The 24538-nt window shown below is 63.3% G+C and carries 28 protein-coding genes and 1 pseudogene; 14 read left to right on the forward strand and 15 right to left on the reverse strand.

Annotated elements, in window-relative coordinates:
- Window positions 1–453: 453 nt before the first annotated feature.
- The 7 genes and pseudogenes from IVA93_RS37155 (at window position 454) to IVA93_RS37190 (ending at window position 7429) form a co-directional block, all read left to right on the forward strand.
- Entirely contained in the window at window positions 454–1227 is a 774-nt protein-coding gene (locus IVA93_RS37155; protein ID WP_247541466.1) for an HNH endonuclease, read from the forward strand.
- A gap of 57 nt (window positions 1228–1284) precedes the next feature.
- Window positions 1285–1518, forward strand: a complete 234-nt coding sequence (locus IVA93_RS37160; protein WP_247541465.1) for a hypothetical protein — start codon at window positions 1285–1287, stop codon at window positions 1516–1518.
- Between the two features lie 384 nt (window positions 1519–1902).
- Window positions 1903–3348 (forward strand): annotated as a pseudogene (locus IVA93_RS37170) (YifB family Mg chelatase-like AAA ATPase); the annotation flags it as partial.
- A gap of 55 nt (window positions 3349–3403) precedes the next feature.
- Window positions 3404–3745 (forward strand): hypothetical protein, encoded by a 342-nt coding sequence (locus tag IVA93_RS37175; RefSeq protein WP_018459621.1) that lies wholly within the window; start codon window positions 3404–3406, stop codon window positions 3743–3745.
- 119 nt (window positions 3746–3864) lie between these two features.
- Entirely contained in the window at window positions 3865–4332 is a 468-nt protein-coding gene (locus tag IVA93_RS37180) for a hypothetical protein (RefSeq protein WP_039800999.1), read from the forward strand.
- A gap of 140 nt (window positions 4333–4472) precedes the next feature.
- Window positions 4473–6698 carry an ATP-binding protein gene (locus tag IVA93_RS37185; protein WP_018459623.1) on the forward strand — a complete coding sequence of 742 codons (2226 nt, stop codon included), beginning with the start codon at window positions 4473–4475 and terminating at the stop codon, window positions 6696–6698.
- Window positions 6699–6799: 101 nt separating this feature from the next.
- Window positions 6800–7429: a histidine phosphatase family protein gene (locus tag IVA93_RS37190; protein WP_018459624.1), complete on the forward strand. Its 630-nt coding sequence runs from the start codon at window positions 6800–6802 to the stop codon at window positions 7427–7429.
- A gap of 84 nt (window positions 7430–7513) precedes the next feature.
- On the opposite strand, the gene IVA93_RS37195 is transcribed toward IVA93_RS37190, so the two are convergent.
- The 8 genes from IVA93_RS37195 to hisB all read right to left on the reverse strand — a co-directional run bounded on the left by IVA93_RS37195 (window position 7514) and on the right by hisB (window position 12622).
- Window positions 7514–7753 (reverse strand): hypothetical protein, encoded by a 240-nt coding sequence (locus IVA93_RS37195; RefSeq protein ID WP_018459625.1) that lies wholly within the window; start codon window positions 7751–7753, stop codon window positions 7514–7516.
- A 106-nt stretch (window positions 7754–7859) separates the two neighbouring features.
- Window positions 7860–8816: a type I pantothenate kinase gene (gene coaA / locus IVA93_RS37200; protein ID WP_007598451.1), complete on the reverse strand. Its 957-nt coding sequence runs from the start codon at window positions 8814–8816 to the stop codon at window positions 7860–7862.
- Window positions 8817–8836: 20 nt separating this feature from the next.
- Window positions 8837–9163, reverse strand: coding sequence for a phosphoribosyl-ATP diphosphatase (locus IVA93_RS37205; RefSeq protein ID WP_007598445.1), 327 nt, complete (start codon window positions 9161–9163; stop codon window positions 8837–8839).
- 100 nt (window positions 9164–9263) lie between these two features.
- Window positions 9264–10040 (reverse strand): imidazole glycerol phosphate synthase subunit HisF, encoded by a 777-nt coding sequence (gene hisF / locus IVA93_RS37210; RefSeq protein WP_247789600.1) that lies wholly within the window; start codon window positions 10038–10040, stop codon window positions 9264–9266.
- Between the two features lie 10 nt (window positions 10041–10050).
- The gene (gene hisA / locus IVA93_RS37215; protein WP_018459627.1) at window positions 10051–10797 is read right to left on the reverse strand and encodes a 1-(5-phosphoribosyl)-5-[(5-phosphoribosylamino)methylideneamino]imidazole-4-carboxamide isomerase; all 747 of its coding nucleotides are present in this window, start codon (window positions 10795–10797) and stop codon (window positions 10051–10053) included.
- A complete protein-coding gene (hisH, locus tag IVA93_RS37220) occupies window positions 10785–11435 on the reverse strand; it encodes an imidazole glycerol phosphate synthase subunit HisH (protein WP_018459628.1) in 651 nt (216 codons plus the stop codon). Before hisH ends, hisA begins: the two co-directional genes overlap by 13 nt.
- Entirely contained in the window at window positions 11432–11962 is a 531-nt protein-coding gene (locus IVA93_RS37225) for a DUF2628 domain-containing protein (RefSeq protein ID WP_018459629.1), read from the reverse strand. Before IVA93_RS37225 ends, hisH begins: the two co-directional genes overlap by 4 nt.
- A 66-nt stretch (window positions 11963–12028) precedes the next feature.
- Window positions 12029–12622 (reverse strand): imidazoleglycerol-phosphate dehydratase HisB, encoded by a 594-nt coding sequence (gene hisB / locus IVA93_RS37230; RefSeq protein ID WP_007604059.1) that lies wholly within the window; start codon window positions 12620–12622, stop codon window positions 12029–12031.
- A 189-nt stretch (window positions 12623–12811) separates the two neighbouring features.
- Between hisB and hslV the strand changes: the two genes are divergently transcribed.
- From hslV to IVA93_RS37255, 5 genes are read left to right on the forward strand one after another with little or no spacing between them, the layout of a single operon-like run.
- Complete coding sequence (gene hslV, locus IVA93_RS37235) at window positions 12812–13372, forward strand: ATP-dependent protease subunit HslV (protein ID WP_018459630.1); 561 nt, start codon at window positions 12812–12814, stop codon at window positions 13370–13372.
- 3 nt (window positions 13373–13375) lie between these two features.
- The gene (locus IVA93_RS37240) at window positions 13376–13861 is read left to right on the forward strand and encodes a GNAT family N-acetyltransferase (protein WP_018459631.1); all 486 of its coding nucleotides are present in this window, start codon (window positions 13376–13378) and stop codon (window positions 13859–13861) included.
- Window positions 13858–14475, forward strand: coding sequence for a DUF2585 domain-containing protein (locus IVA93_RS37245; RefSeq protein WP_018459632.1), 618 nt, complete (start codon window positions 13858–13860; stop codon window positions 14473–14475). Before IVA93_RS37240 ends, IVA93_RS37245 begins: the two co-directional genes overlap by 4 nt.
- Before the next feature lie 53 nt (window positions 14476–14528).
- Window positions 14529–15833, forward strand: a complete 1305-nt coding sequence (gene hslU / locus IVA93_RS37250; RefSeq protein WP_018459633.1) for an ATP-dependent protease ATPase subunit HslU — start codon at window positions 14529–14531, stop codon at window positions 15831–15833.
- Window positions 15834–15861: 28 nt separating this feature from the next.
- The gene (locus IVA93_RS37255; RefSeq protein WP_018459634.1) at window positions 15862–16986 is read left to right on the forward strand and encodes a hypothetical protein; all 1125 of its coding nucleotides are present in this window, start codon (window positions 15862–15864) and stop codon (window positions 16984–16986) included.
- On the opposite strand, the gene IVA93_RS37260 is transcribed toward IVA93_RS37255, so the two are convergent.
- From IVA93_RS37260 to IVA93_RS37270, 3 genes are read right to left on the reverse strand one after another with little or no spacing between them, the layout of a single operon-like run.
- Window positions 16983–17573, reverse strand: coding sequence for a Smr/MutS family protein (locus IVA93_RS37260; protein WP_018459635.1), 591 nt, complete (start codon window positions 17571–17573; stop codon window positions 16983–16985). The two genes, IVA93_RS37255 and IVA93_RS37260, sit on opposite strands and share 4 nt — an antisense overlap.
- Window positions 17570–19093, reverse strand: a complete 1524-nt coding sequence (mltA, locus tag IVA93_RS37265) for a murein transglycosylase A (protein ID WP_018459636.1) — start codon at window positions 19091–19093, stop codon at window positions 17570–17572. The genes IVA93_RS37260 and mltA overlap by 4 nt, the downstream gene beginning before the upstream one ends.
- On the reverse strand, window positions 19071–19766 hold the full coding sequence (locus IVA93_RS37270) for a Tim44/TimA family putative adaptor protein (RefSeq protein WP_007604067.1): 696 nt from the start codon (window positions 19764–19766) through the stop codon (window positions 19071–19073). The genes mltA and IVA93_RS37270 overlap by 23 nt, the downstream gene beginning before the upstream one ends.
- Before the next feature lie 415 nt (window positions 19767–20181).
- On the opposite strand from IVA93_RS37270, the gene secB reads away from it, so the two are divergent.
- On the forward strand, window positions 20182–20664 hold the full coding sequence (secB, locus tag IVA93_RS37275; protein ID WP_007598595.1) for a protein-export chaperone SecB: 483 nt from the start codon (window positions 20182–20184) through the stop codon (window positions 20662–20664).
- Here the strand turns inward: secB and dnaQ are convergent.
- Genes dnaQ through IVA93_RS37295 form a run of 4 tightly spaced genes read right to left on the reverse strand, consistent with a single transcriptional unit; the run spans window position 20661 to window position 23495 of the window.
- Window positions 20661–21377 (reverse strand): DNA polymerase III subunit epsilon, encoded by a 717-nt coding sequence (gene dnaQ, locus IVA93_RS37280; RefSeq protein WP_018459637.1) that lies wholly within the window; start codon window positions 21375–21377, stop codon window positions 20661–20663. The genes secB and dnaQ overlap by 4 nt on opposite strands.
- Window positions 21378–21405: 28 nt before the next feature.
- Complete coding sequence (gene coaE, locus IVA93_RS37285) at window positions 21406–22005, reverse strand: dephospho-CoA kinase (protein WP_085349243.1); 600 nt, start codon at window positions 22003–22005, stop codon at window positions 21406–21408.
- Window positions 22006–22028: 23 nt separating this feature from the next.
- Window positions 22029–22637: a Maf family nucleotide pyrophosphatase gene (locus tag IVA93_RS37290; RefSeq protein ID WP_247295824.1), complete on the reverse strand. Its 609-nt coding sequence runs from the start codon at window positions 22635–22637 to the stop codon at window positions 22029–22031.
- A gap of 18 nt (window positions 22638–22655) precedes the next feature.
- A complete protein-coding gene (locus IVA93_RS37295; protein WP_018459640.1) occupies window positions 22656–23495 on the reverse strand; it encodes a pyruvate, water dikinase regulatory protein in 840 nt (279 codons plus the stop codon).
- A 461-nt stretch (window positions 23496–23956) separates the two neighbouring features.
- Here IVA93_RS37295 and hemJ point away from each other — a divergent pair, with 461 nt between their 5' ends.
- On the forward strand, window positions 23957–24391 hold the full coding sequence (hemJ, locus tag IVA93_RS37300) for a protoporphyrinogen oxidase HemJ (RefSeq protein WP_018459641.1): 435 nt from the start codon (window positions 23957–23959) through the stop codon (window positions 24389–24391).
- The last annotated feature ends 147 nt before the right edge of the window (window positions 24392–24538 follow it).

Genomic DNA, 24538 nt, shown 5'->3' on the forward strand with positions numbered 1-24538 from the left:
GAGCCTCTGGATGACTTAGCAAAAGACCAAGGGGGTGTCACCCCGGCGGTCAGCCGTACAACATCATCGCGGCGCTCTACTTTCGTACGAGTCTTGGTGCAGGGTAACCAATTGAACAATCAACCTAAACGAGATCGCGCGGAAGTCCTGACTTTCGTTCGGGTGAAGACGCGCCGGGTGTTGGGCCAGGCTGACGGCGAGACCATGGCCAACGCACGTGGCCACCGTGAGCGCGCGCTGCGGTAGTAGCCCACACAGTTCAGCCACGTTTCTGAGTACCGTATAGTTTGCCTTCCATGGACGGAATCAAAAAGCTCTGGCAATCATTCGCCGCTGAAATTAACAAATTCGAGCTTTCTGTTTGATGCGACATGAGCACTTTAGGGGTCCGCGATGAGCATACTTCAAATGTGGTAGCGACCTAAAATGCTTGCTTCAATAGGATGGAGCTTGATGCAGCAGTCTAAGTTAAATAGCTGGGAGAGCGTTGCTGCGCGAATGTGGCCGGTATTGACTGCGGCCGCGGCCGAAAAGGACACTTTGTCTTACAAAAAGCTCGGCCTGGAAATCGGTCTACATCATCGTACTGTAAAATTCGCTCTCGATGTCATCTACCGGTATTGCTCGAATTCGGGGCTACCAGCTCTGACTGGAATAGTCGTTCGACAAGACAGTGGATTGCCTGGGAGGGGGTTTACAGAATGGGACGATCTCGACACTGGACTTGCAAGAGTCTTCGCGGAGAACTGGTCGGCTAGGCCGAACCCATTCATGGGCTTCGGAAGCGAGGACACCTTGCGATCATTCGCTGATCGGATAGTACAAAATCCAGAGACCTCGGGCGACGTTTATCGACAAGTTCGCGACCGAGGCATCGCTCAGCAAATTTTCAGAGAAGGCCTTTTACGTGCTTACGAACATAAATGCGCGATGTGTGATCTTTCATTCGAAGAAGCGCTTGAAGCAGCGCATATCGTACCTTTCAACGAATGCTCAATTGACCAACGTATAAACGTGACAAACGGCCTGTTACTTTGCGCAACCCACCATCGTCTTTTTGACGCCGATTGTTTCTCTATACAGTCCGACTACAGCATTGTTTATTACGATCCAAAATTGGACGATGGCCCATACACCGTGTCAGATAAAGCAATGTCCTCCGATTTGCACGGGCGAAAGTTAAGAGTGCCAAAACTACAAAAGCACCGGCCTATATTCGATGATTAACAGCGCTTAGCAGCGAGTCGGCGACCCCAAAGCCGCCGCAAAAAATGGATTGTTCTGATGCCGGAAGGAACGCTCACGCCGGATGGCGAGGTCATTGCTGCCTATGGCTCCGCTATGGTCGCGGCATTCGAAGTGCTCATCAACTGTCTAGAGGAAAGCGACGCGCTTTTGCCGGGACAATTTCCGGAGGCGCTCGGCGTCTACATGGAAGTGGTGAAGAGCCGAAAGGGAGGCGTGAACGAAATGACGCTCGCGGTGTTGCACGACATACGGGCGGCTACACTAGATTAATTGGGATCGATAACGGGCCGGCTCAAAAGCCCGTCACACGCTCGGAAATCGGCTGGTTTATTTTGGTTCATCCACAATGTATTCGGAAGGTTCATTCTCGCAATGAGAGACATGGTGACCCTCGTCCTCCACACGGGGATGTCGCCTTTGAAGGCTGACACTCCGATGTCCTCAAGCTCGGCATCGCCGGCCAACTCCAGGCCTTGAGCAGCCGCATAGGTCCGGGATGCTTCAAGCTGTCGGCGGCGACTATCGCCCTTGAGTTGCGGGGCCGTGGACATACGGAGGTAAGAATAGGCACGGGGCATCGTCACCGGGGGGCTTCAGGGGACTGAGCCCCGACCCCACTGGCTACCAAGTTCGGGGTTTATTGTAAACACTATTGCGATCGTCGGTCTCCCGGACAAGGCGGTGTCGGAGGCGCGCGAGCGGGTCCGCTCGGCGCTGATCGCCTCGGGGCTGGCGCTGCCGGCGCGGCGGATCACCGTCAATCTCGCGCCCGCCGATTTGCCCAAGGAGGGCAGCCATTATGACCTGCCGATCGCGCTCGGCCTGATGGGGGCGATCGGCGCGATCCCTCCGGATGCGCTGTCCGGCTTCACCGTTCTGGGCGAGCTTGGCCTCGACGGATCGATCGCGCCGGTGGCCGGTGTTCTTCCCGCCGCGATCGGCGCCAATGTGCGCGAGGAGGGGCTGATTTGTCCGGCGGCTTGCGGCTCGGAAGCGGCATGGGCGAGCCCGGACATCCAGATCATCGCCGCAAGTTCGCTGATCCAGATAGCCAACCATTTCAAGGGAACGCAGGTGCTGTCGCGGCCTGTGCCGAAGGTGCATGAAGCAGCAAGCTCGCCGCTCGACCTGCGCGACATCAAGGGCCAGGAGAGCGCCAAGCGGGCGCTGGAGATCGCGGCCGCCGGCGGCCATCACCTGCTGATGATCGGCGCGCCCGGCGCCGGCAAATCGATGCTGGCGGCACGCCTGCCCTCGATCCTGCCGCCGCTGTCACCGGGCGAGTTGCTCGAGGTCTCGATGATCGCCTCTGTTGCCGGCGAGATCGAGGGCGGCGCACTGACGGCGCGGCGGCCGTTTCGCTCGCCGCATCATTCCGCCAGCATGGCTGCGCTCACCGGCGGCGGCATGCGCGCCCGGCCCGGCGAGATCTCGCTCGCGCATCAGGGCGTGCTGTTCCTCGACGAGCTCCCCGAATTCGATCCGCGCGTGCTGGATTCGCTGCGCCAGCCGCTGGAGAACGGCGAGGTCTCGGTGTCCCGCGCCAATCACCGCGTCACCTATCCCGCACGCTTCATGCTGGTCGCGGCGATGAATCCCTGCCGCTGCGGCAATGCGTTCGAGCCCGGCTATGCCTGCAAGCGCGGCCGCATCGATCGCTGCACGGGCGACTACCAGGCCCGCATCTCGGGGCCGCTGATGGACCGCATCGATTTGCGCATCGAGGTTCCCGCGGTGACCGCGGCCGATTTGATCCTGCCGCCGCCCGCAGAGGGCTCGGCCGAAGTCGCCGCGCGCGTGGCGGCGGCGCGGGATATCCAGCTCGCCCGCTACGCGGACGCCGGCCTGCCGAAGGTTCGCACCAATGCCGAAGCGCCGGCCTCGGTGCTGGAGGAGATTGCCAAACCGGATGCGCAAGGCCAGAAGCTGCTGCGCGACGCCGCCGAGACCATGCGGCTGTCGGCGCGCGGCTATCACCGCGTGTTGCGGGTGGCGCGCACGCTGGCCGATCTCGATCATGCGGACAGGATCGGCCGGCTGCATCTCGCCGAGGCCTTGTCCTACCGCGCACTCGCGGAGGATGTGCGCCAGATCGCCTGACCGATACGCCCGCGGCATCTTCCTGACGAACAGCACGTTCCCCGAGAGTGAAGCTATGACCGACGCCAATGCCTGCACCATCAGATTTGTTCGTGCGTCCCAATACGCTGATTGGCTGAGGTCATACGAGCTGTGGGTCAACGGGACCAGCGTTGGGAAGCTTGCGCGCAACGGCGTGTTGGAGATCACGCTGCCGGCCGGCGCCTGCACGATCGAGGCGACCATTGATTGGGGCAGGAGCCAGCCGCTCGTCGTTCGCACCACTCCCGGCCAAACCGTCGAGATCGAGGTCAGGAACAGGTGGGGTGCCTGGGCGGCGCTGTGGGCGATCAGCTTCGGCAAAAACAGCTATTTGGTTCTCACTGAAGTCGAGCGAAAAACGAACAGAAGCGCCTGACCGACTGAGATCCTCATCCCCGGATACCGGCATCAACCCGGCGGTAACGAGTTTCCTTTACGCTCTGCAAACCATAAGGCCCATCAGTTCCCCGTACCGGGCCCGGCGAGTAGCGCGTCATGTTGCGTTTCAAGATCCTGGCGTCGGTTGTTCCCCTGTTGGCGGCCGCGGTGTTTGCCCGAAGCGAGATCGGATCGGTCTCGCATCCCCGCATCGCCCTCGGCGACACCTCGGTCGAGCTGACGTCGCTGTTCTGGACCGCCGGCGTGCATGTCGCCTTCACCGATGATCCCGCGCGCGCCACGGTGCGGGTTCAGATCACCGAGGATGCGGACGCGGCCGACTTCGCCGTCGTCGACGACGGCCTCGGCTCGGAATCGGAGTCCTGCCAGGCCAACCCCTCGACTCGCCTGATCTCGATTGCCGCGCAGCCCGTCGACGGCGGTCAGGTGATCTATCTCTCCACCGAGGGGCCGGCGGATTACCGTGTCTATGTGCGCTCGAAAACCTTCTCGCAGCGCGAGGCGGCGGCGCTGATCGTCGGCGCCCGCGGCGGCCACCGCCGTCTCCAGGCCGCCTCGCTTTGAGCCGCGTCGCTTTGCGCCGTTAACGCCTCGTCAACCCTGTTTGGAGGCGGTCGCAGGGCCTCAAACTGTTCGCAAGGTCGGCGGCACATCGTCGTTTACAGCGAGCGTAGCGTTTTAAGAAAACAGTCGGGTCGGTGGCGATGGGTCGGACGTTCCGGATCAAGGTGCGCATGCGCCGCTTCAGGCGACAGCACCCCCGAATCGCCTTTGCGATCCGCTCCTTCATGATCTTCTCGGCGACCTTCGGCGGCGCCTATGGGTTTGTCTCCGGCAGCCGGTCCGAGACGTCCGGCTACGATCCCAATGCATTTGCGATCGGCGTCAGCTTCCTGTTCGCGCTCGCCTGCCTCGGCCTCGCCACGCTCAGCATGCGCCTGCGCTTCGTCAACAAGCGGATGCGGGCGCTGGCTGCCCACAACGAAACGCTGATCGACCGCAATTGGGAGCTGAAGGAAGCGGAAGAACGCGCCCGCAGCCTGTTCGAACAGCAGGGCGATCTGATCGTGCTGCGCGACACAAATGGCTGCATCACCTTCGCCAACGACGCCTATTGCGCGCTTGCCGGACAGGCGCGCGGCGCGCTGGTCGGCACGCGCTTTGATTTCGCCGTGCTGGAGCAGGGCGACAGCGCCCGCGAGAGCAACGGCACGCGCATTCACGACCAGAAGATCACAACCCCGCTCGGCGCGCGCTGGATCGCCTGGCGCGAAGGCTATGTTCGCCTCGACGCCGGCCAGCCCGCCGAATTGCAGAGCGTCGGACGCGACGTCACCGACCGCACCGAGACCGAGCGCGCGCTGTCCGACGCCCGCGATCAGGCCGACGCCGCCAACCGGGCCAAATCGCGCTTCCTGGCGATGGCGTCGCACGAGATCCGCACGCCGCTGAACGGCATCATCGGTATGGGCGGGCTGCTGCTCGACACCACGCTGACGCCTGAGCAGTCGACCTACGCCAAGGCCGTGAAGACCTCCGGCGAAGCGCTGATGGCGCTGATCGAGGAGTTGCTCGACTATTCCAAGATCGAAGCCGGCAAGCTCGATCTCGAGCAGCGTCCCTTTTCGCTCTCGGCCCTGATCGAGGACATCACCGAGCTGCTCGCGCCGCGCGCGCAGGCGAAGCAGCTCGAGATCGCCGCCTATGTCGACGAGCGGCTGCCGCTCGAAGTGGTCGGCGACGCCGCGCGGCTGCGCCAGGTGCTGCTCAACCTCGCCGGCAACGCCATCAAGTTCACTGCGAGCGGCGGCGTCGCGCTGATCGTCGAGCTCGGCATCTGGCCGAACGAGATCAGTTTTCTGGTGCGCGACACCGGCATCGGCATCGCAGCCGACGCGCAACAGCGCATCTTCCGCGAATTCGAGCAGGCCGACGAACGCGTCGCCCGCACCTATGGCGGCACCGGCCTCGGTCTCGCCATCAGCGAGCGCATCGTCAAGCGCATGGGCGGCCGCATCACGCTCACGAGCGAGCCGGGCAAGGGTTCGACCTTCGAGGTCGCGATTCCGCTCGCGCCAGCGCACGCTGGCGCAGAACAGACGGCGTTCCCCGTCCCCGATCTCACCGGCAAGTCGATCCTGCTGATCGCCGACGGCATCGAGGCCTCCTTGATCGCGCGCCGGCTGGAGCGCTGGGGCGGCCAGACCTGCATGGTGACGGACGTCGCGGTGGCGGAAGCGCTGCTGCCGGAACGCTCATGGCATTCGGTCCTGATCGATCGCGCGCTCGGCGCTGCCACCGCCGACCGCCTCGGCGAAGCCGCACGCAGTCATGCGACGCAACGCCTCGTGCTGCTGACGTCCGGCTCGCGCCACGAGAAACTTTCGCCGGCCTTCACGGGCTTCCTGGTGAAGCCGCTGCGCGCGGCCTCGCTCGCCGCACGCCTCACGCTACCCCCGGAGGTCGCCTCGCCCGATCTCGCGCCGGAGCCCTCGGCCCCATCCACCGCCGCGGTACCGGCGAAAGGCCTGTCGGTTCTCGTCGCCGAGGACAACGAGATCAACGCGCTGTTGATGCGCTCGCTGCTGACGAAACTCGGCCACCGCGTCGTCATCGCGATCAATGGCGAGGCCGCGCTGGAATCCTGGCTCGGCGCGGCATCGGCCGGCACGCCCTATGATCTCGTGCTGATGGACATCCAGATGCCGCAGCTTGACGGCATCGAAACGACAAAGCGAATCCGTGCGCATGAGGCAGCTAGAGGCGGCCATCACACGCCGATCCTCGCGCTCACCGCCAATACGCTGGTGGAAGATCGCTACGCCTGCTTTGAAGCGGGCATGAACGGGTTTCTGATCAAGCCGCTCGATCGCGAGAAGCTGGAAGAGGCGCTGGCCGGACTGGCGGCGGCGCGGCAGCTCGCGGTTTGATTCGGATTTCATAGGAACCTGATCTCGGCCGGTAATCGACAATTGAAATCGACCGCGTCGCACGTCACCATCCTCTGGGGCATTTAAACAGAGGATTTCGCATGAACGTGCTTTGCCGCCTCGCTTTCGTGATCCTTCTCTGTGGTTCCACTCAAGCCGCCGCGGCCGATAGCTCGCAACTGATCGCCTCGCTCAAGCAAGGCGGCTACGTGCTGGTGTTTCGCCACACCGCTACCGACGACAGCCAAAAGGATGTCTACCCTTTCAAATTCGACGACATGAGCGCCCAGCGTCAGCTCAGTGAAAAGGGCCGGGACATGGCGCGCCAGATCGGGACGGCCATCAAGGAACTCGCGATCCCGATCGGCGACGTCTACACCAGCCGGCTGAACCGCGCGATCGAGGCCGGCAGACTGATCTCCGGCCGCGAGATCAAGCCGGTCGACGCATTGACGGACAGCAGTAACGCGAGTGCGTCGGGCATGGCAAATCCGACCGGTGCAAATGCAAAGGCGGGCCAGGCCGTGCGGCAGTTCGTCGATGCGCCGCCCAAGGCCGGCACAAACACCTTCCTGGTCACCCACAAGACCAACATCGCCGATGCCTTCGGCAAGGAGGCCGGGGACGTGCAGGAAGGTGAAGCCTTCGTCTACAAGGCCGGCGGCTCGGGTCCCGCAACCTTTGCAGGACGCATCAAGCCTGCGGATTGGATCGCGAAGGCAGGCAAGTGAGCCACCTGCCGGCGACGCACGTCAGCTTGGGTGCGGAGCAGGCCGGGAGCCCGGCATCACTGCGCGCTCCGACGGGATGAACCGTTATGCGGCATAAGCCATAAACCGCGGCGCAGACAGCTTGTCATGCGGCGCCTGGCCTCCCCTGAACATGGTGTCTACCTGGGCGGCGCGCTTGCAATGCGGACACACGAAGAGATGCGCGATGATCGGGGTCGGCTCGTCCGCGAGCAGTTCGGAGCGGAACCACTTCATCTCGATATGGCAGTCCGGGCAGGTCGGTGCTTCGAGATGCTCGGCGGCGCTTCTGAGACGATCAACCATGGGGCCCGTTTGCGTTTCCGAAAGCCATAACCAAATACCCCTCGCCGGTCTGCAACAAAAGATACTCAGCCCGAAATTTGACAAAGGGCGCCGTCCATCAAGGCTGCTACAGCCGCCTGAGCGCCACGCTCGCCACCGTGTGATCGGCGCCCTTCTTCAGGATCAGGGTCGCGCGGGGACGAGTCGGCAGGATGTTGTCCTCGAGATTTGCGAGGTTGGTGCGTTCCCAGATCGCGATCGCGGTGGCGGTGGCTTCCTCGTCCGACAACAGCGCGTAGCGATTGAAGTAGGATTTTGGATTGGTGAACGCGGTGTCGCGCAGCGACAGGAAGCGCCTGATGTACCACTGCCGCAGCGCCGCCTCGTCCGCGTCGATATAGACCGAGAAATCGAAGAAGTCGGACACCACGGGCACGGCCTTGCCGTCACGCGGCAGCTTGCCGGTCTGCAGCACGTTGACGCCCTCGACGATCAGGATGTCGGGCTGGTCGATCTCGGCCCACTGGTTCGGCACGATGTCGTAGGTCAAATGCGAATAGACCGGCGCGCGCACATGGCGGCGGCCGGCCTTGATGTCGGAGAGGAAGCTGAGCAGCAGCGGCAGGTCGTAGCTCTCCGGAAAGCCCTTCTTCTGCATGATGCCCTGCCGCTCCAGCACGGCGTTGGGATACAGAAATCCGTCGGTGGTGATCAGCTCGACCTTGGGACGCGGCGACCAGCGCGCCAGCAGCGCCTGAAGCACGCGGGCCGTGGTGGATTTTCCAACCGCGACCGAACCGGCGACGCCGATGATGTAGGGCATCTTGCGGTCGCGGATGTTGAGGAACTGGCGCTCCGCGTAATAAAGCCGCTGCATCGCATCGACATAAATCGACAGCAGGCGCGACAGCGGCAGGTAGATGTCCTCGACCTCCTGCAAATCGAGGCGGTCGTGCAGCGAGCGTAGCCGGTCGAACTCGCCCGGCTCCAGCGTCATCGGCGTGTCGTCGCGCAGTCGCGACCACTCCTCGCGCGTATAGACGCGGTACGGATTATACTGCTGCTCGGGTGCGCGGATATCCATGACGCGACTCTCCACCTCGGCTAGCTGCCGCCCTTACGCGACGCCTTTTCTTCCAACCCTGACATATTGGTCCGCTTGTCCAATGCGGCCTCGACCTCTTCCAGCTTTACGCCGCGGGCCTTGAGCAGCACAAGGAAATGATAGAGCAGGTCGGCGCCTTCGGCGATCAGATGCGCGCGATCGTTTTCGACTGCTGCGATTACGGTTTCGACTGCCTCCTCACCGAACTTTTTGGCGCAATGTTCGGCGCCCTTGTCGAGGAGCTTGCGGGTATAGGACGCCTCGCCACCCGCTGCCGCGCGGGCGTCGATGGTCTCGGCCAGATCGTGGATGGTGAAACGCGGCATACAAATACTCGGAAAACGCGCCTTGGCCGATGATTGGCCGGTTTCTGACGGGATAAGCCGGTTCCCGCCGATGACTTAGCATTTTTAGGAACGGGAGTCGTCAGGCATCGAGGCGCATGGGCAGCCCGCGCCGGGACATGTGCTCCTTGGCTTCGCGGATGGTGAATTCCCCGAAATGGAAGATCGAGGCGGCCAGCACGGCGGTGGCGTGGCCGTCGCGAATACCGTCGACGAGGTGATCGAGATTGCCGACGCCGCCCGAGGCGATCACAGGAACGGGAATGCTGTCGGCGATCGCCCGGGTCAGCGGGATGTCAAAACCCTGCCGCGTGCCGTCGCGGTCCATCGAGGTGAGCAGGATTTCACCGGCACCGAGCCAGACCACTTCCTGGGCATATTCGATGGCATCGATGCCGGTCGAGTTGCGGCCGCCATGCGTGAATATCTCCCAGCGCTCTCCGCCACCGGCGCGCTTGACCCGCTTGGCGTCGATCGCGACCACCACGCACTGCCCGCCGAATTTCTCGGCGGCTTCCTTGACGAACTCGCGCCGCGACACCGCGGCGCTGTTGATCGAGACCTTGTCCGCACCGGCGCGCAGCAGGGTCTTGATGTCGTTCACCTCACGCACGCCGCCGCCGACGGTGAGGGGCATGAAGCAGGCTTCCGCGGTGCGCTGGACCACGTCCAGCATGATGCCGCGATTCTCATGGGTCGCGGTGATGTCGAGAAACGTAAGTTCGTCCGCGCCGGCGGCGTCATAGGCGATCGCCGCTTCGACGGGGTCACCGGCATCGCGCAAATCGACGAAGTTGACGCCCTTGACGACCCGGCCGTCCTTGACGTCGAGGCAGGGGATCACGCGCACCTTGAACATCGGAGGTCTCCTAGGCAGCGCCTGCGTTACGGATCAGGGCGAGGGCGGACGCAGGATCGAGCCGGCCGTCATAGAGCGCGCGGCCGGCGATCGCGCCGGCGAGTTTTTTCGCGCGCGGCGTCAGCATCGCCTTGACGTCCTCGATCGAGGCGAGGCCGCCGGAGGCGATCACGGGAATCGAGATCGCATCCGCCAGCGCAATGGTCGCATCGAGATTCAAGCCTTTGAGCAGGCCGTCGCGCGCGATGTCGGTGAAGATGATGGCGGCAACGCCGGCATCCTCGAAACGCCGTGCGATCTCCAGCACCGTCACCTGCGAGGTCTCGGCCCAGCCTTCGACCGCGACCTTGCCGCCACGTGCATCGAGCCCGACCGCGACGCGGCCGGGGAATTTCCTGGCGGCAGCCTTCACCAATTCGGGGTCGCGCACCGCGGCGGTGCCGATGATGACGCGGGTGATGCCCTTTTCGAGCCAGGCTTCGACAGTCGCGAGATCGCGAATGCCGCCACCGAGCTGCACCGGAATCGTGATCGTCTTCAGCATCGCCTCGACGGCCTGCGCGTTCACAGGCTTCCCGGCAAACGCGCCGTCGAGGTCGACGACGTGGAGATACTCAAAGCCTTGCGCGACGAAGCTCGCCGCCTGCGCAGCGGGATTGAGGTTGAACACGGTCGCGCGCGCCATGTCGCCCTGTTCGAGGCGCACGCATTGGCCGTTCTTGAGGTCGATCGCGGGAAAGAGAATCACGGTTTCCATCGCAAAAAATTCGAGATCAGGGCGAGGCCGAAGCGCTGGCTCTTCTCGGGGTGAAACTGCGTCCCGATCGCGGTGTCCTTGCCGACGATCGCGGTGACGGGCCCGCCGTAATCGGCGCGCGCGAGCACGTCCGCCTCGTTGGTGGCGTTGAGGTGGTAGGAGTGCACGAAATAAGCGTGCTGGCCCTTGGGGCCGAGCGGCAGCCTGTCCAGCACCGGATGCTCGCGCAGCACATCGAGCGTATTCCATCCCATGTGCGGGATCTTCAGCCTCTCGTCGTTCGGCGTGATCTTCTCGACGTCGCCGCCGATCCAGTTCAGCCCTTGCGTGATCACATGCTCCTTGCCGCGGGTGGCGAACAGCTGCATGCCGACGCAGATGCCGAACATCGGCCGCGCCTTGACGCGCACCGCTTCGGTGATCGCCTCGACCATGCCGTTGACGGCATCGAGCCCGCGCCGGCAATCAGCGAAGGCACCGACGCCCGGCAGTACCAGACGGTCGGCGCTGTAGGCCTGGTCTGGATCGCTGGTGACGAACACCTTTTGCGGGTTGTCCATGCCGCGCGCGGCGCGCTCGAACGCCTTGGCGGCCGAATGCAGATTGCCGGAACCGTAATCGATGATGGCGACGCTCATCTTGACCCTCCCGGTTCTGGAAACAAACCAATGATGCCACCTGCCGGCATTGGCGGCGGGTTGGAGAATTGCTGACCCGGCACGTTGCGGGTCGGCGGCGGGCCACCGCGATCGACGGCCCATTGATCGTTGACGATGCCGCGCTGCTTCTGGCTCCAGCGCTCGAAGAAGCGGCGCTCGGCGGTGTCCTCGTCGTCGGAAATCACCACGTCGAGCTGTCGCCATTTACCGCGCGAGAGCGTCCAGCGGCGCAGGCTGGAGGCCTCGAATCCCATCAGCAGCGCGACGATGATGTCGGCGAAAAAGATCGACGAACGGCCGACACCGAGGCTGGACAGCCCGACGTTGAAGGCGGCAACGAAGATCACCCAGCCGATCAGCGCCAGCCACAGCCGATTCCACAGCAGCCAGAGCGGTCCGAAGATCATCGCCCAGAAATGGAAGCCGTCGCGCACGAAGACGAACTTGTCGGTCGCGCGCAGATCGGATCCTGCGGGGGAGGGAGCATGAACTGTGTAGACGGACATGGCGATGCCCCGTTCCCTAGGAATTCAGTGATACCGCAAACGGCGCGGGCCGCGGGCCGAAAGATGTCAGCCGCCGAGCGAGCCCTTGGTGGACGGGATTTCGCCCACCGCCTTCGGATCGATCGCGACGGCGGTGCGCAGCGCCCGTGCCAGACCCTTGAAGCAGGACTCGGCGATATGGTGGCTGTTATCGCCATATAGGGTCTCGACGTGAAGAGTCACGCCGGCGTTCATGGCGAAGGCCTGGAACCACTCGCGCACCAATTCGGTGTCGAACTCGCCGATCTTGTCGCGGGGGAAGTCGACCTTGAACACCAGGACCGGGCGGCCCGAGATGTCGATGACCACGCGTGACAGCGTCTCGTCCATGGGCATGTGCACGCCGGCATAGCGGGTGATGCCCGCCATGTTGCCGAGCGCCTGCTTGACGGCCTGGCCGAGCGCGATGCCGGTGTCTTCGGTGGTATGGTGATGATCGATGTGCAAATCGCCGACCGCCTTGACCGTGAGGTCAATGCGGGAATGGCGGGCGAGGAGATCGAGCATATGGTCGAAAAAGCCGATGCCGGTCGCGATATTGGACACGCCGGAGCCATCGAGGTTCACGGTGACCTCGATGTCGGTTTCCTTGGTCTTGCGCTTGATCGTCGCGGTGCGCATCAAAACACGCTTCCATCCTAGTTCGGGCCGAAAACGCCGGTCTTTTAACAGCCAAATGACGCCTTCGCTACTGCGGCAACGGCTGGCCGGGCCTCTACTTCTGCCTATGGTGAGCAAATTGGGCCCGGAGCGGCCCGTTGTGCCCCCGCTCCCGACCGCCTAAATCAGCCCGGTCAACGAGGATCATTCATGCAGGACTCCCCAAACAGCTCGCCGGGCTGGCACGGCACCACGATTTTGACGGTCCGCAAGGGCGGCAAGGTGGTGGTCGGCGGCGACGGCCAGGTCTCGATCGGCCAGACCGTGATCAAGCACAACGCCAGGAAGGTCCGGAAACTCGGCAAGGGCGACGTCATCGGCGGCTTTGCCGGCGCCACCGCCGACGCCTTCACGCTGTTCGAGCGTCTGGAAGCCAAACTCGAGCAATATCCGGGGCAATTGACCCGGGCCGCCGTCGAGCTCGCCAAGGACTGGCGCACCGACCGTTATTTGCGGCGGCTGGAGGCCATGATGATCGTCGCCGACAAGGACGTCTCCCTGGTGCTGACAGGCACCGGCGACGTGTTGGAGCCCGAAGCCGGCGTCATGGCGATCGGCTCCGGCGGGAATTACGCGCTGGCGGCCGCCCGCGCCCTACTCGACACCGACAAGGACGCCGAGACCATCGTCCGCCGCTCCCTCGACATCGCCGCCGATATCTGCGTCTACACCAACCGCAATGTGACCATCGAAGCGCTGTCGGCCGGGTAGGCCATGGCCCTCGCCTACACCTTCCGCCCGATGACCGCGGCCGTTCTGCCGCTGATTCGGCGATGGCTGGGCGAAGCGCATGTGCGGGAATGGTGGGGCGATCCGGACGAGCAGTTCGCGCTCGTGAGCGGCGATCTCGGCGAGCCGGCAATGGACCAGTTCATCGTGTTGGCCGAAGGCAAGCCGTTCGGCTATCTTCAATGCTACCGCCTGACCGCCTGGAATACGGGTGTTGGGCCGCAACCGGAGGCCACCCGTGGCATCGATCAGTTCATCGGCGAAAGCGACATGATCGCGCGCGGGCACGGTTCGGCATTCATCCGGCAATTCGCCGACGCGCAGTTGCGGCAGGGCCTGCCGCGCATCGTCACTGATCCTGATCCGCTCAACGCGCGCGCCGTGCGCGCCTATGAGAAGGCCGGCTTTGTCCGCGACCGCATGGTCGAGACGCCCGACGGGCCCGCACTCCTGATGGTGCGCGAGCCATGACGCTGGCAACCACGCATGAGAGCAAGGCCGCGTTTCCGCCGCTCGCCTGGGTCGGCATCGCGCTGCTGCTGCTGGCGATGCAGGCCTCGATCCTGCTTGCGATGGGCCGGGTGCCGATCTGCACCTGCGGCTATGTCAAGCTGTGGCATGGCGTGGTGAACAGCTCGGAGAATTCGCAGCACATCGCCGACTGGTACACCTTCTCGCACATCCTGCACGGCTTCCTGTTTTACGGGCTGACCTGGCTGCTGTTCGCGCGGCTGCCGTTCGTGTCTCTGTCCTGGCCCGCCCGCCTGATCATCGCCATTCTGATCGAAGGTGCCTGGGAGATCGTCGAGAACTCGCCCTTCATCATCGAACGCTACCGCGCCGGCACGATCTCGCTGGATTATTTCGGCGACAGCATCGTCAATTCGATCTCTGACAATTTGTCCATGATGCTGGGCTTCCTCGTAGCGCGCCTGCTGCCTGTATCAGTGACCATCCTGCTTGGGCTCGCCTTCGAAATCATGCTGGCGCTGCATATTCGCGACAATCTGACGCTCAATATCCTGATGCTGATCCATCCGATCGAGGCCGTGAAACTATGGCAATCGGGTCCGCCGATCATCTGACGGCCAAAAAAAGCGGCTTGTCCCGCCCCGCATCTGATCCTAGCTAAGGTCCCATGACAGACTTCTCCCCCCGCGAAATCGTTTCCGAACTCGACCGTTTCATCGTCGGCCAGGCCGATGCCAAGCGCGCCGTCTCGATCGCGCTGCGCAACCGCTGGCGGCGGCAGCAGCTCGAAGGCTCCTTGCGCGAAGAGGTGCTGCCGAAGAACATCCTGATGATCGGCCCGACCGGGGTCGGCAAGACCGAGATCGCGCGGCGGCTCGCCAAGCTTGCCAACGCGCCGTTCCTGAAGGTCGAGGCGACGAAATTCACCGAGGTCGGCTATGTCGGCCGCGACGTCGAGCAGATCGTGCGCGATCTCGTCGAGGTCGCGATTTCTCAGGTCCGCGAGCGCAAGCGCAAAGACGTGCAGGCACGTGCGCAGCTCGCCGCTGAGGAGCGCGTACTTGATGCCCTGGTCGGCGCCAATTCCAGCGCCGCGACGCGGGACTCCTTCCGCAAGAAGCTGCGCGCGGGCGAGCTCAACGACAAGGAAATCGAGATCGAGACGCAAGGCGGCGGCAGCGGCTTTCCGATGTTCGAGATCCCGGGCATGCCTGGCGCGCAGATGGGCGCGGTTTCGATCGGCGACATCTTCGGCAAGCTCGGCGGACGCAGCAAGACGCGGCGGCTGACGGTGGAGAGCTCGCACGAGATCCTCATCAACGAGGAATCCGACAAGCTGCTCGACAGCGATCAGTTGACGATGGAGGCGATCAGTGCGGTCGAGAACAACGGCATCGTGTTCCTGGACGAGATCGACAAGATCTGCGCCCGCGAAGGCCGCGCCGGCGGCGACGTCTCGCGCGAGGGCGTGCAGCGCGACCTGCTGCCGCTGATCGAGGGCACCACCGTCTCGACCAAGCACGGCGCGGTGAAGACCGACCACATCCTGTTCATTGCCTCAGGCGCCTTCCACGTCGCAAAACCGTCCGATTTGCTGCCGGAATTGCAGGGCCGCCTGCCGATCCGCGTCGAGCTGCAGGCGCTGACCCGTGACGACATGCGCCGCATCCTGACCGAGCCGGAGGCTTCGCTGATCAAGCAATATGTCGCGCTGATGCAGACCGAAGGCGTCACGCTCGACATCACCGACAACGCCATCGACGCGCTTGCGGACGTCGCGGTGGCCGTGAATTCCACCGTCGAGAACATCGGCGCGCGGCGGCTGCAGACCGTGATGGAGCGGGTGCTGGACGAGATCTCCTTCACCGCCCCAGATCGCAGCGGCGAGACCGTCAGGGTCGACGCCGATTTCGTGCAGAAGCACGTCGGCGACCTCGCCAAGAACGCGGATTTGAGCCGGTTCATTTTGTAATTCCGGACGGTCGCGCTATGGATGCGGCGTGACCGCACGCTTCCTGCAAAACCCCTGGCGCCTGCTGCTCGCGATCAACGCGGCAATCATCGTTGGCGTCTTCGTTCACAAGATCCAGCTGCCGCCTTACGTCCCCTACATCCACCTCCTCGTCGATTACCATTTTGGCTTCATCAAGCGCGCGCTGATCGGGACGATCGTCGCGCTGTTCACCGACAAGGTGCCGCTATGGCTGGTGTTCGCGCTCGGCGGCGCTACATGGCTGGTGACGCTCGGGCTGTACGCAAGACTATTCCAGACAACGTTCGGCTTCACCGCGAAGACATTGCCGACGTTCGTCTTCATCGCGGGCTCGCCGTTCTTCCTCAAGAACTTCATGCACACGCTCGGCCATTTCGACATCTATGGCTGCGCGCTGGCGATCGTCCTGCTGCTGGTGCCGGCCGGCTCGCTGCTGTTCGTGGCGCTGGCTGCGCTGTTCTCGATCGTTCTCGTCCTGATCCACCACATCCATCTCTTGATGTATGTGCCGACCATCATCACCATCGTCGTGATCAGGCATTATCTAGCGCATGGCTGCGATCGCACCAATGTCGCGTTCGGCATCATGGCCCTGCTGGCCGTCTCCGCGCTGTTCTTCGCCGCGCAGTTTTGGGGAACGATGCCGGTCCCGGAGGCGGATTTCGTCGCCGATCTGAAGAGCCGGATGGCCGATCCGTCGCGGACCGACCTGCTGCAGTTTGCCTACATCTGGTATCAGCCGTTGGCGAAGGAGATTTCCGACACTTGGGGCCGCCTGCCGCACAACATCCTCGGCGTGCCCGTGTTCGCGCTGCTGATCTGGCTGCACACACCGCTGTGGCGCTATTTTGCGAATTTGATCGGCGCGCTCGCAAGCGACACGCATCGCCGCCTCGTCATTGCGGCGCTGATCGGCGTCAGCCTCGCCTATGTCGTGATGTTCGCGATGGTATTCGACTATTCGCGCTGGATCTCGAACTGGGCAGTCTGCATGTTCCTGATCCTGCACGCGGTGAAGATGCTGCCCGCCGCACGCGAGACGCCGCTGATTTCGGCGGAAGATCAGACGACAAATATCTTCGGCCTGATTGTCACATTGATCCCGCGCGTCGGAATCGTGCGGCCGTTCTAATATCTCGCCCGCCTGATCCGCACGTAGAGCGCGCCCTCGCCGCCATGGCCGATACCGGCCTCTTCGAATCCGACGACGAAGGCCCGGAATTCCGGCAGGCTCAGCCATTCCGGCACCTGACGGCGCAGCACGCCGCTTTCGCCGCCGCTTCGGCCCTTGCCGGTGATGACCAGCACGAAGGTCAGGCCGTCATGATGGGCGCGGTGCAGGAAGCCGCTCAGCGCGCGGTGGGCACGCATCTGGGTCATGCCGTGCAGATCGAGCCGCGCCTCGATCTCGCTGCGCCCGCGCGACAGCTTTGTGCGCTCGCGCTTGCCGAGCGGCGCCAGCGGCGGCACCGCCGGCTTCGCTGCGCGCGGTGCCGGGGCAGCGGCAATCGGACGTGGCGACGGCGCAATCCGGGGGGCGGGCGCTGCAGGCGAAGACTCGGTGCGTGGTGCAGCTTGCGCCTTCGCCGCACGATGCTTTCTCAGCGGCTTGACCTGCTTTGCGACCGTATCCCACAGCGCGCGCTCTTCCTCACTCAGCGCGCGACGGCGCGGCGAGGGACGAGGCTCCAGCACGGGCGGACGGGACGATCGCTTCATTGTTGCCGATGGGAGCGATTTTTCACCGGCCGCCGCGGCTCCTGAACTGGCTCGATCACGGGACGCGGCACCGGCAGCGGGACTGGACCGGCGACAGCGACCGTCTCGCTCTTGCTTTGCAGCTCGGCAGGCGGCTTGTCCTTCGCAGGCTCCGTTTGCGGAAACAGCTTTGCGATCTTCTCCGAGGGCCGCGGGTCCGGCACCGGGAGCCGCGCGCCGCGCGTTGTGGGATCGAGGCTCTTCGGCACCAGCATCACGAAATGCATGGCATGGCGCAGCCGTCCGGAGACCCGGCCGGCATCCTGACCCGCGCCGAAATAGAGATCGGCGCGCGCCGGACCGATGATGGCCGAGCCCGTGTCCTGCGCGATCATCAAGCGATGGAACGGCGTCTTCGCGCGTTCGGAATCGATCGGCAGCTCGCCTTCGATGAAAAACGGGGTGCCGTAGACGTGGAGCGATTTGTCGACCGCGATCGAGCGGCCGGCCGTCAACGGAATGCCTTGCGCGCCGACCGCCTCCTCCTTGTCGGATAGATTGACCTCGCGAAAGAAGATGTAGGAGCGGTTCTGGCGGCGCAGCTCCTTGGCACCGTCAGGGGTCTGCGCCATCCACTCCCTGATCTTCTGCATCGACATCTCTTCCTTTGGAATGATGCCGCGCTCGATCAGGATGCGACCGACCGCCGTATAGGGATAGCCGTTATAGGCGTCGTAGTTGAGCCGGACCGTGCCGCCGTCGTCGAACTTGATCCGCGCCGAACCCTGGATCTGGGCGAACAGCAGATCGGTCGGGTCCTTCAGCCAGGCAATCTCGAGTCCGCGGCCGGCGATCTTGCCGTCCTCGATCTCGGCGCGGTCGTAATAAGGCACGAGCTTGCGGCGGCCGATCTTGCGATAGACCGGGCCCTTGTTGGGCAGGCTGACCGAATCCTGCTTGTAACCGCGCACAAAGAGATTCGAGGGGCGGCGATAGACCGGGACATTGTAGACGTCGGTCTGCGTGCGCGATCCCTCCAGCACCGGTTCGTAATAGCCGGTGACGAAACCATCGGGCTCGCCGAGGCGCGAGATCCGCAGCGGCGCAAAATTCTCCTCGAAGAAGGTTTTGGCCCGAGCGTCGTCGGTAAGCTCGAGCGATTTGGCGACCCGGCAGGGTTCGCCCAGCGAGGCGCCCAAAGCCTTCGGTTCGGGAGCGCCGGTCTGCGCGTTGATCGGACGGCAGCTCGCGCGAAAGGTCTTGTAGGCGGCGAGATGATTGTCGTCGCCCCAGCCCTTCACGTCGGCCCAGGCCAGCGGCAGATATTGGGCGCCGGGAATTTCGAGCGGCAGGGGAAGCTGCGGATATGGCAAGGCGCGCGGCGGCGCGGCAGGCAATTCCGGGAGATGATGGTGATGGCTGCGATAGTGGCGCCGCGCCGCCTCAGCGCCGAGTGAAAACGACGACAGCGCGACGGCACCTGCGCAAAGCGCCGTCGCGCTGGTCTTCAGGAAAACCTTAATTCGCGCTTCCGGTGCCAACCAGCTTCCAGTTCGGATCGCGAGAAGTGATGTCGCGGGCGAAAGTCCAGATGTCGGTGATGTCGGCGACCGTGTCGGCGCTTCCGTCGACGATGTTGCCGGCCTTGTCCCGGGTGGCCGAGATCATCTGCGAGACGAAGCGGATCGTGAGCTGGGCGGTGCGGTCGCGCAGTTCGGCGCCGACGAGCTCGGCCTTGTCGATCGAGACAAAACGCGTCTCGGTCTTCTGCTCGTTCTTCTCGCGCTCCTTGATCGCGGCATCGAAGCTTTCATAGACCTCCGACGACAGCAGGTCGCGCAGCGCGCGGCGGTCGCCATTGGCAAAGGCCAGCACGATCATCTCATAGGCGCCGCGGGCGCCGGAGATGAAATGCCGCGGATCGAAGGTGGAATCCTTTTCGACGATGGCGTCGAGACCCTGGGCGAGCACGGTGCCCGGCTCGGTCAGGCCCTTCCAACGGTCGGAGGGCGGGGTCGGCTCGGCCGTCGGCGCCAAGGGAGCCTGGTCGATGACCTTGCCCGGCATGGTGACGACGTTCTTGTCCTGGGCGCCCTGGAGCGCGTTGCGGTCGAACGGCGGCCGCTCGTTGCCCGTGCGCTGCCCCAGCACGCTGCGCAGCCTCAGAAAGATGAAGACCGCCAGCGCCAGGAAGATGATGGTGTAGATGTCCACGTCGTATTCGCTTTCTGGTCGTCTGTAGAAGGGGCCGTCTCGAAAGGATCGTGCCGGGAAAATCGATCCGGCCAGTAGACCGTTCCATACCGGAACGGCAAGTCTACATCACCATTTTGGGTCCGCGCGTCAGGTCCGTGGGATGTAGGCACGAAATCTTGCCCGGCCAATGGCGCCTTTTGGCACAGCACCGAGTGTAGCGCGTTTTATGCTTAAGGGGAAACCCGATCCTGCCCGGAAATCGCGCATCTTCAATCGTTTAAGGCGCAGTTGCGCTGGATCGCCGGGGTGAACGCCACAGTTGTGGGCGTGGCCGGAATTCCCCATCCGGGACCGTTCGTCCTTGTGGAACGAGGTAGCCCTATGTTAGCCAACCGCCGCGAAATTCAGCCCAATCGGGTAAGGAGACACTCTTATGACCAACGGTAACGGCACCCCTCCCGAGGCGGCCCAGGCTCCCCAGCTCAACGTCCTGGCGCAATATACCAAGGACCTCTCGTTCGAAAATCCGAATGCGCCCAGCTCGCTCCAGCAGCAGAGCCAGCCGCCCCAGATCAACATCCAGATCAATGTCAGCGCCAACAATCTCAGCGAACAGGAGTTCGAGGTGACGCTGTCGGTCGAGGGCAAGGCCGAGACCGCCGGCAAGATCATGTTCTCGTTCGAGCTCGCTTATGCCGGCGTCTTCCGCATCTCCAACGTGCCGAAGGACAATTTGCATCCGCTGGTCATGATCGAATGCCCGCGCCTGCTGTTCCCGTTTGCCCGTGAGATCATCGCCACTGCCGTGCGCGACGGCGGGTTCCCGCCTTTGATGCTGGATCCGGTCGACTTCGTCGGCCTCTATCGCCAGAACATGGAGCGGCAAATGGCCGCTCAGCCGAGCGGCCAGGCTTAACCAGCCAAAGGGGCGGCTGGAGCGGGCAAGAACTCGTTCCAGATCGCCTTGTCGCCGAGCGTTGCGATGAAGGCCCGGTGGGCCTCGCGCTCGGCGTCCGAAATGCGCGGGGTGAGCGGCGCCGGCCGTTGCCGCCGAGGCGCATCGGCAGCCCCATTGGCGCGAGTCTCTTCGGATTCCGAAGCAAGCAGCAGCTGCGACTGCCGCGCCCCGACCAGATCCACATAGACTTCCGCAAGCAGCTCGGCGTCGAGCAATGCGCCGTGCTTGGTGCGGCGTGAATTGTCGATCGCATAGCGTGAGCAGAGATCGTCGAGCCGGTTCGACACGCCGGGATGCTTGCGCCGAGCCAGCAGCAGCGTATCGACCAGCCGCTCGCGCGGGATCGCCGGGCGCTTGATCCGGTCGAGCTCGGCATTGATGAAGCTGATGTCGAACGAGGCATTGTGGATCACCAGCGGCGCGTCGCCGATGAACTCCAGAAAATCGTCGACGACCTCGTGAAACAGCTGCTTCGTCGCCAGGAATTCGGCCGACAGCCCGTGCACCGCAAAGGCTTCTGCCGGCATGTCCCTTTCGGGATTGATGTAGACGTGGAAACTCTGCCCCGTCGGCATGCGATTGAGCATCTCGACGCAGCCGATTTCGACCAGGCGATCTCCCCGCAACGGGTCAAGGCCGGTGGTTTCTGTGTCGAGAACGATTTCGCGCATGATCTGGGAAGCCGTGTCAGGCGGCGAATCAGGCGCGCCGCTGCGGCATCTTAACGACGTCGGCGAGGATGTGCGCGATTTGGGCGCGCACCGGTTCGAGTCCGTGGGATGTATCCACCACGAAATCGGCACGCCTGCGCTTTTCCGCATCGGGTGTCTGCTTGGCGATGATGGCGTCGAGCTTGGCCTCGTCCATCGTGCCGCGCGCCAGCACCCGCTCGCGCTGCAGTTCCGGAGACGTGGTGACGACGACTACGGCATCGACCCGCGTCTCGCCACCCGTCTCGAACAGCAGCGGTATGTCCAGCACCACGACCGGCGCGTTGGCGGCTTCGGCGTCGGCGAAGAACTTTTTCCGGGAAGCGCCGAGCATCGGATGGACGATCTGCTCGAGCTGCTTGATGGCCGCAGGATCGTGCACCACACGCGCCGAGAGTTTTGGCCGATCAACCTTGCCGTTCGCGGTAGTGCCGGGGAAGGCGGCCTCGATCGCGGGTGCGGCCTCGCCCTCATAGAGCTGATGGACGGCCGCATCGGCATCGTAGACAGGCACGCCAGCCTCCGCGAACAATTTCGCGGTGGTGGATTTGCCCATCCCGATCGAGCCGGTCAGTCCCAGGATCCGCATCAGCGCCCAACCATATCTGCCAGTCACACCGCAACTAGCCGCTCGCGCCGCAGGAACGCAAGCAGCGGCAGCAGCGGCAAGCCGAGAATGGTGAAGTGGTCGCCCTCGATACGCTCGAACAAATGGATCCCCAGGCTTTCGAGCTGATAGCCGCCGACGCTGGTGCTGACGGCGCCGCCGGCGATGTCGAGATAGGCCGAAAGCTCGGCCTCGGTCATCTGCCGCATCGTGAGGCAGGCAACCGAGACGTCCTCGAAGATGATCTCGCCATCGCGTGCGATCGCCACGGCGGAATTCAGCTCATGGCTATGGCCGGAGAGATCGCGCAGCTGCGCCAGCGCCTGGGCGCGGCCCGCTGGCTTGTTGAAGAGGCGATCGCCAAGCGCCAGCGTTTGATCAGCACCAATGACGGTGCTTCCAACGTGATGGGCCGAGACTGCCTTGGCTTTTTCGCGCGCCAGCAGCAGGGCAATCTCGCGCGGACCAGAAAGCCCGGAGGCGGCCTGGATGCCGCGCTCGTCGATATCAGCCGTGATCGCCTTGAACTCGAGCCCGGCATTCGCCAGGAGCATCTTTCTCGCGCTGCTCTGCGAGGCCAGGATCAACGAAGATTTGCCGAGCCAGAGACCCATCGCGAAACTATCCCAAAGCTATTCAGAAGGCCGGTTACGCTGACGATCGCTGTAAAGTTTCATGATCGCCGCGGCGGTTTCCTCGATCGAGCGCCGCGTGACGTCGAGCAGCGGCCAATCGTGCTTGGCGCTCAGCTTGCGGGCAAATGCGACCTCCTCGGCGACCGATTGCTTGTCGGTATAAGTGTCGCTGCTGGAATCGGCCCCCATGGAGAGCAGGCGGTTCGTGCGCACCTGGATCAATCGTTCCGGCGTCGCATGCAAGCTCACCACCAGCGGTCGCGTCAACGTCTCCAGTTGCGAGGGCACCGGAATGCCTGGAACCAGCGGCACGTTGGCAGTGCGGATGCCTCGGTTGGCAAGGTAGATCGACGTCGGGGTCTTGGAGGTGCGGGAAACGCCGACGAGCACCACGTCCGCGTCGTCGAGCCCTTCGACATGCTGGCCGTCATCGTGGATCATCGTGTAGTTCAACGCGTCGATACGCTTGAAGTATTCGGCATTGAGCACGTGCTGGGCGCCGACCCGGCCGGTCGTGGCAGCTCCGAGATAGGCCTCGAACAACTGCATCACCGGCCCGATGATCGACAGGCTCGGAACATTGATCCCCTTGCACTTATCCTCGAGCCTCGAAACCAGATCCTTCTCGAGCAGCGTGAACAGCACGATTCCCGGCGCTTCCTCGATCTCGTCGAGCACGCGATCGAGCTGTTTCTGGCTGCGCACCAGCGGATAGACGTGCTCGACCGGGGTCACGTTGGCGTACTGGGCGGCAACGGCGCGCGCGACCGTGATCAGCGTCTCACCGGTGGAGTCGGAGACGAGGTGCAGATGGAAATAATTGTTCGAAGTCGGCACAAAAGCCCTTTGTATGGAGTCGGTGTGGTTTGTGGATTTCTGTGGAGCTTAACCTCCCGGAAAGGGATGTGCGACACCGGGGGCGGGACAACGGCGGATTTTCTTCACACCGCTGCCCCTGAGAACAACTTCGACGCCCTCCCGAAAGGGAAACGGGATTGCGTCGATAACCCTCTTGATAAGCTGCCGACAGAAACGCGCAAGCCTTTGAAGCTGACCGACTTATCGAAAGCGGCCGGAGCTGTCAGAGGATATGTTGATGGATGTGAACAAGCGCGTGTGAACGGGCGGACGGAGATGTGTGAGTCCAATTCACCGTCACATAGACTCAAACCTTAAGAATCTAAGATTCTTATTGGAGAAGGGCGCTACGGACGGATATGTGTGCAGGCAAGACCTTAACGAGTTCTTACTATCCCCAACGTTTCCCCTCGGCTGGGCAGGAATCCGGACCCCCAGACATGTTTGAAGACGTCTACCTCTGGATCAAGGCGCTGCATGTGATCGCCGTCATTTCCTGGATGGCGGGCATGCTCTATTTGCCACGGCTGTTCGTTTATCATTGCGAGGCTGAAGTCGGCTCGCAGCAGTCGGAAACGTTCAAGATCATGGAACGGCGGCTGTTCAAGGCGATCATCAACCCCGCTATGATCGTGACCTGGCTCGCCGGGCTCTACCTCGCCTGGGCTGGACACTGGTTCACTTTCGGCTGGCTGCACGTAAAACTGGCACTGGTCCTGGCGATGTCCGCGGTCCACGGCTTTTTTTCGCGCTGGCTGAAGGATTTCGCGGCGGACCGGCGCCCCCGGAGCCAGAAATTCTATCGGATTATCAACGAGGTACCAACTGCCTTGATGATTCTGATCGTCATCATGGTGATCGTGAAGCCGTTCTAGGCAGCGGTCGCGAACAATCGCTCAGTGCTTCTGCTTGCGGAGTGTGAGGCGATTTTCTATATTAGCGATATCCCACCCAACGCAGGCGGATGTGGTCGTGTCTGAGCTTTCCAGAGGCCGGACACCCCATCAGGTTTGAAGCCTCAC

This window comes from Bradyrhizobium sp. 155 (assembly GCF_023101105.1).
GTDB lineage: Bacteria > Pseudomonadota > Alphaproteobacteria > Rhizobiales > Xanthobacteraceae > Bradyrhizobium > Bradyrhizobium canariense_D.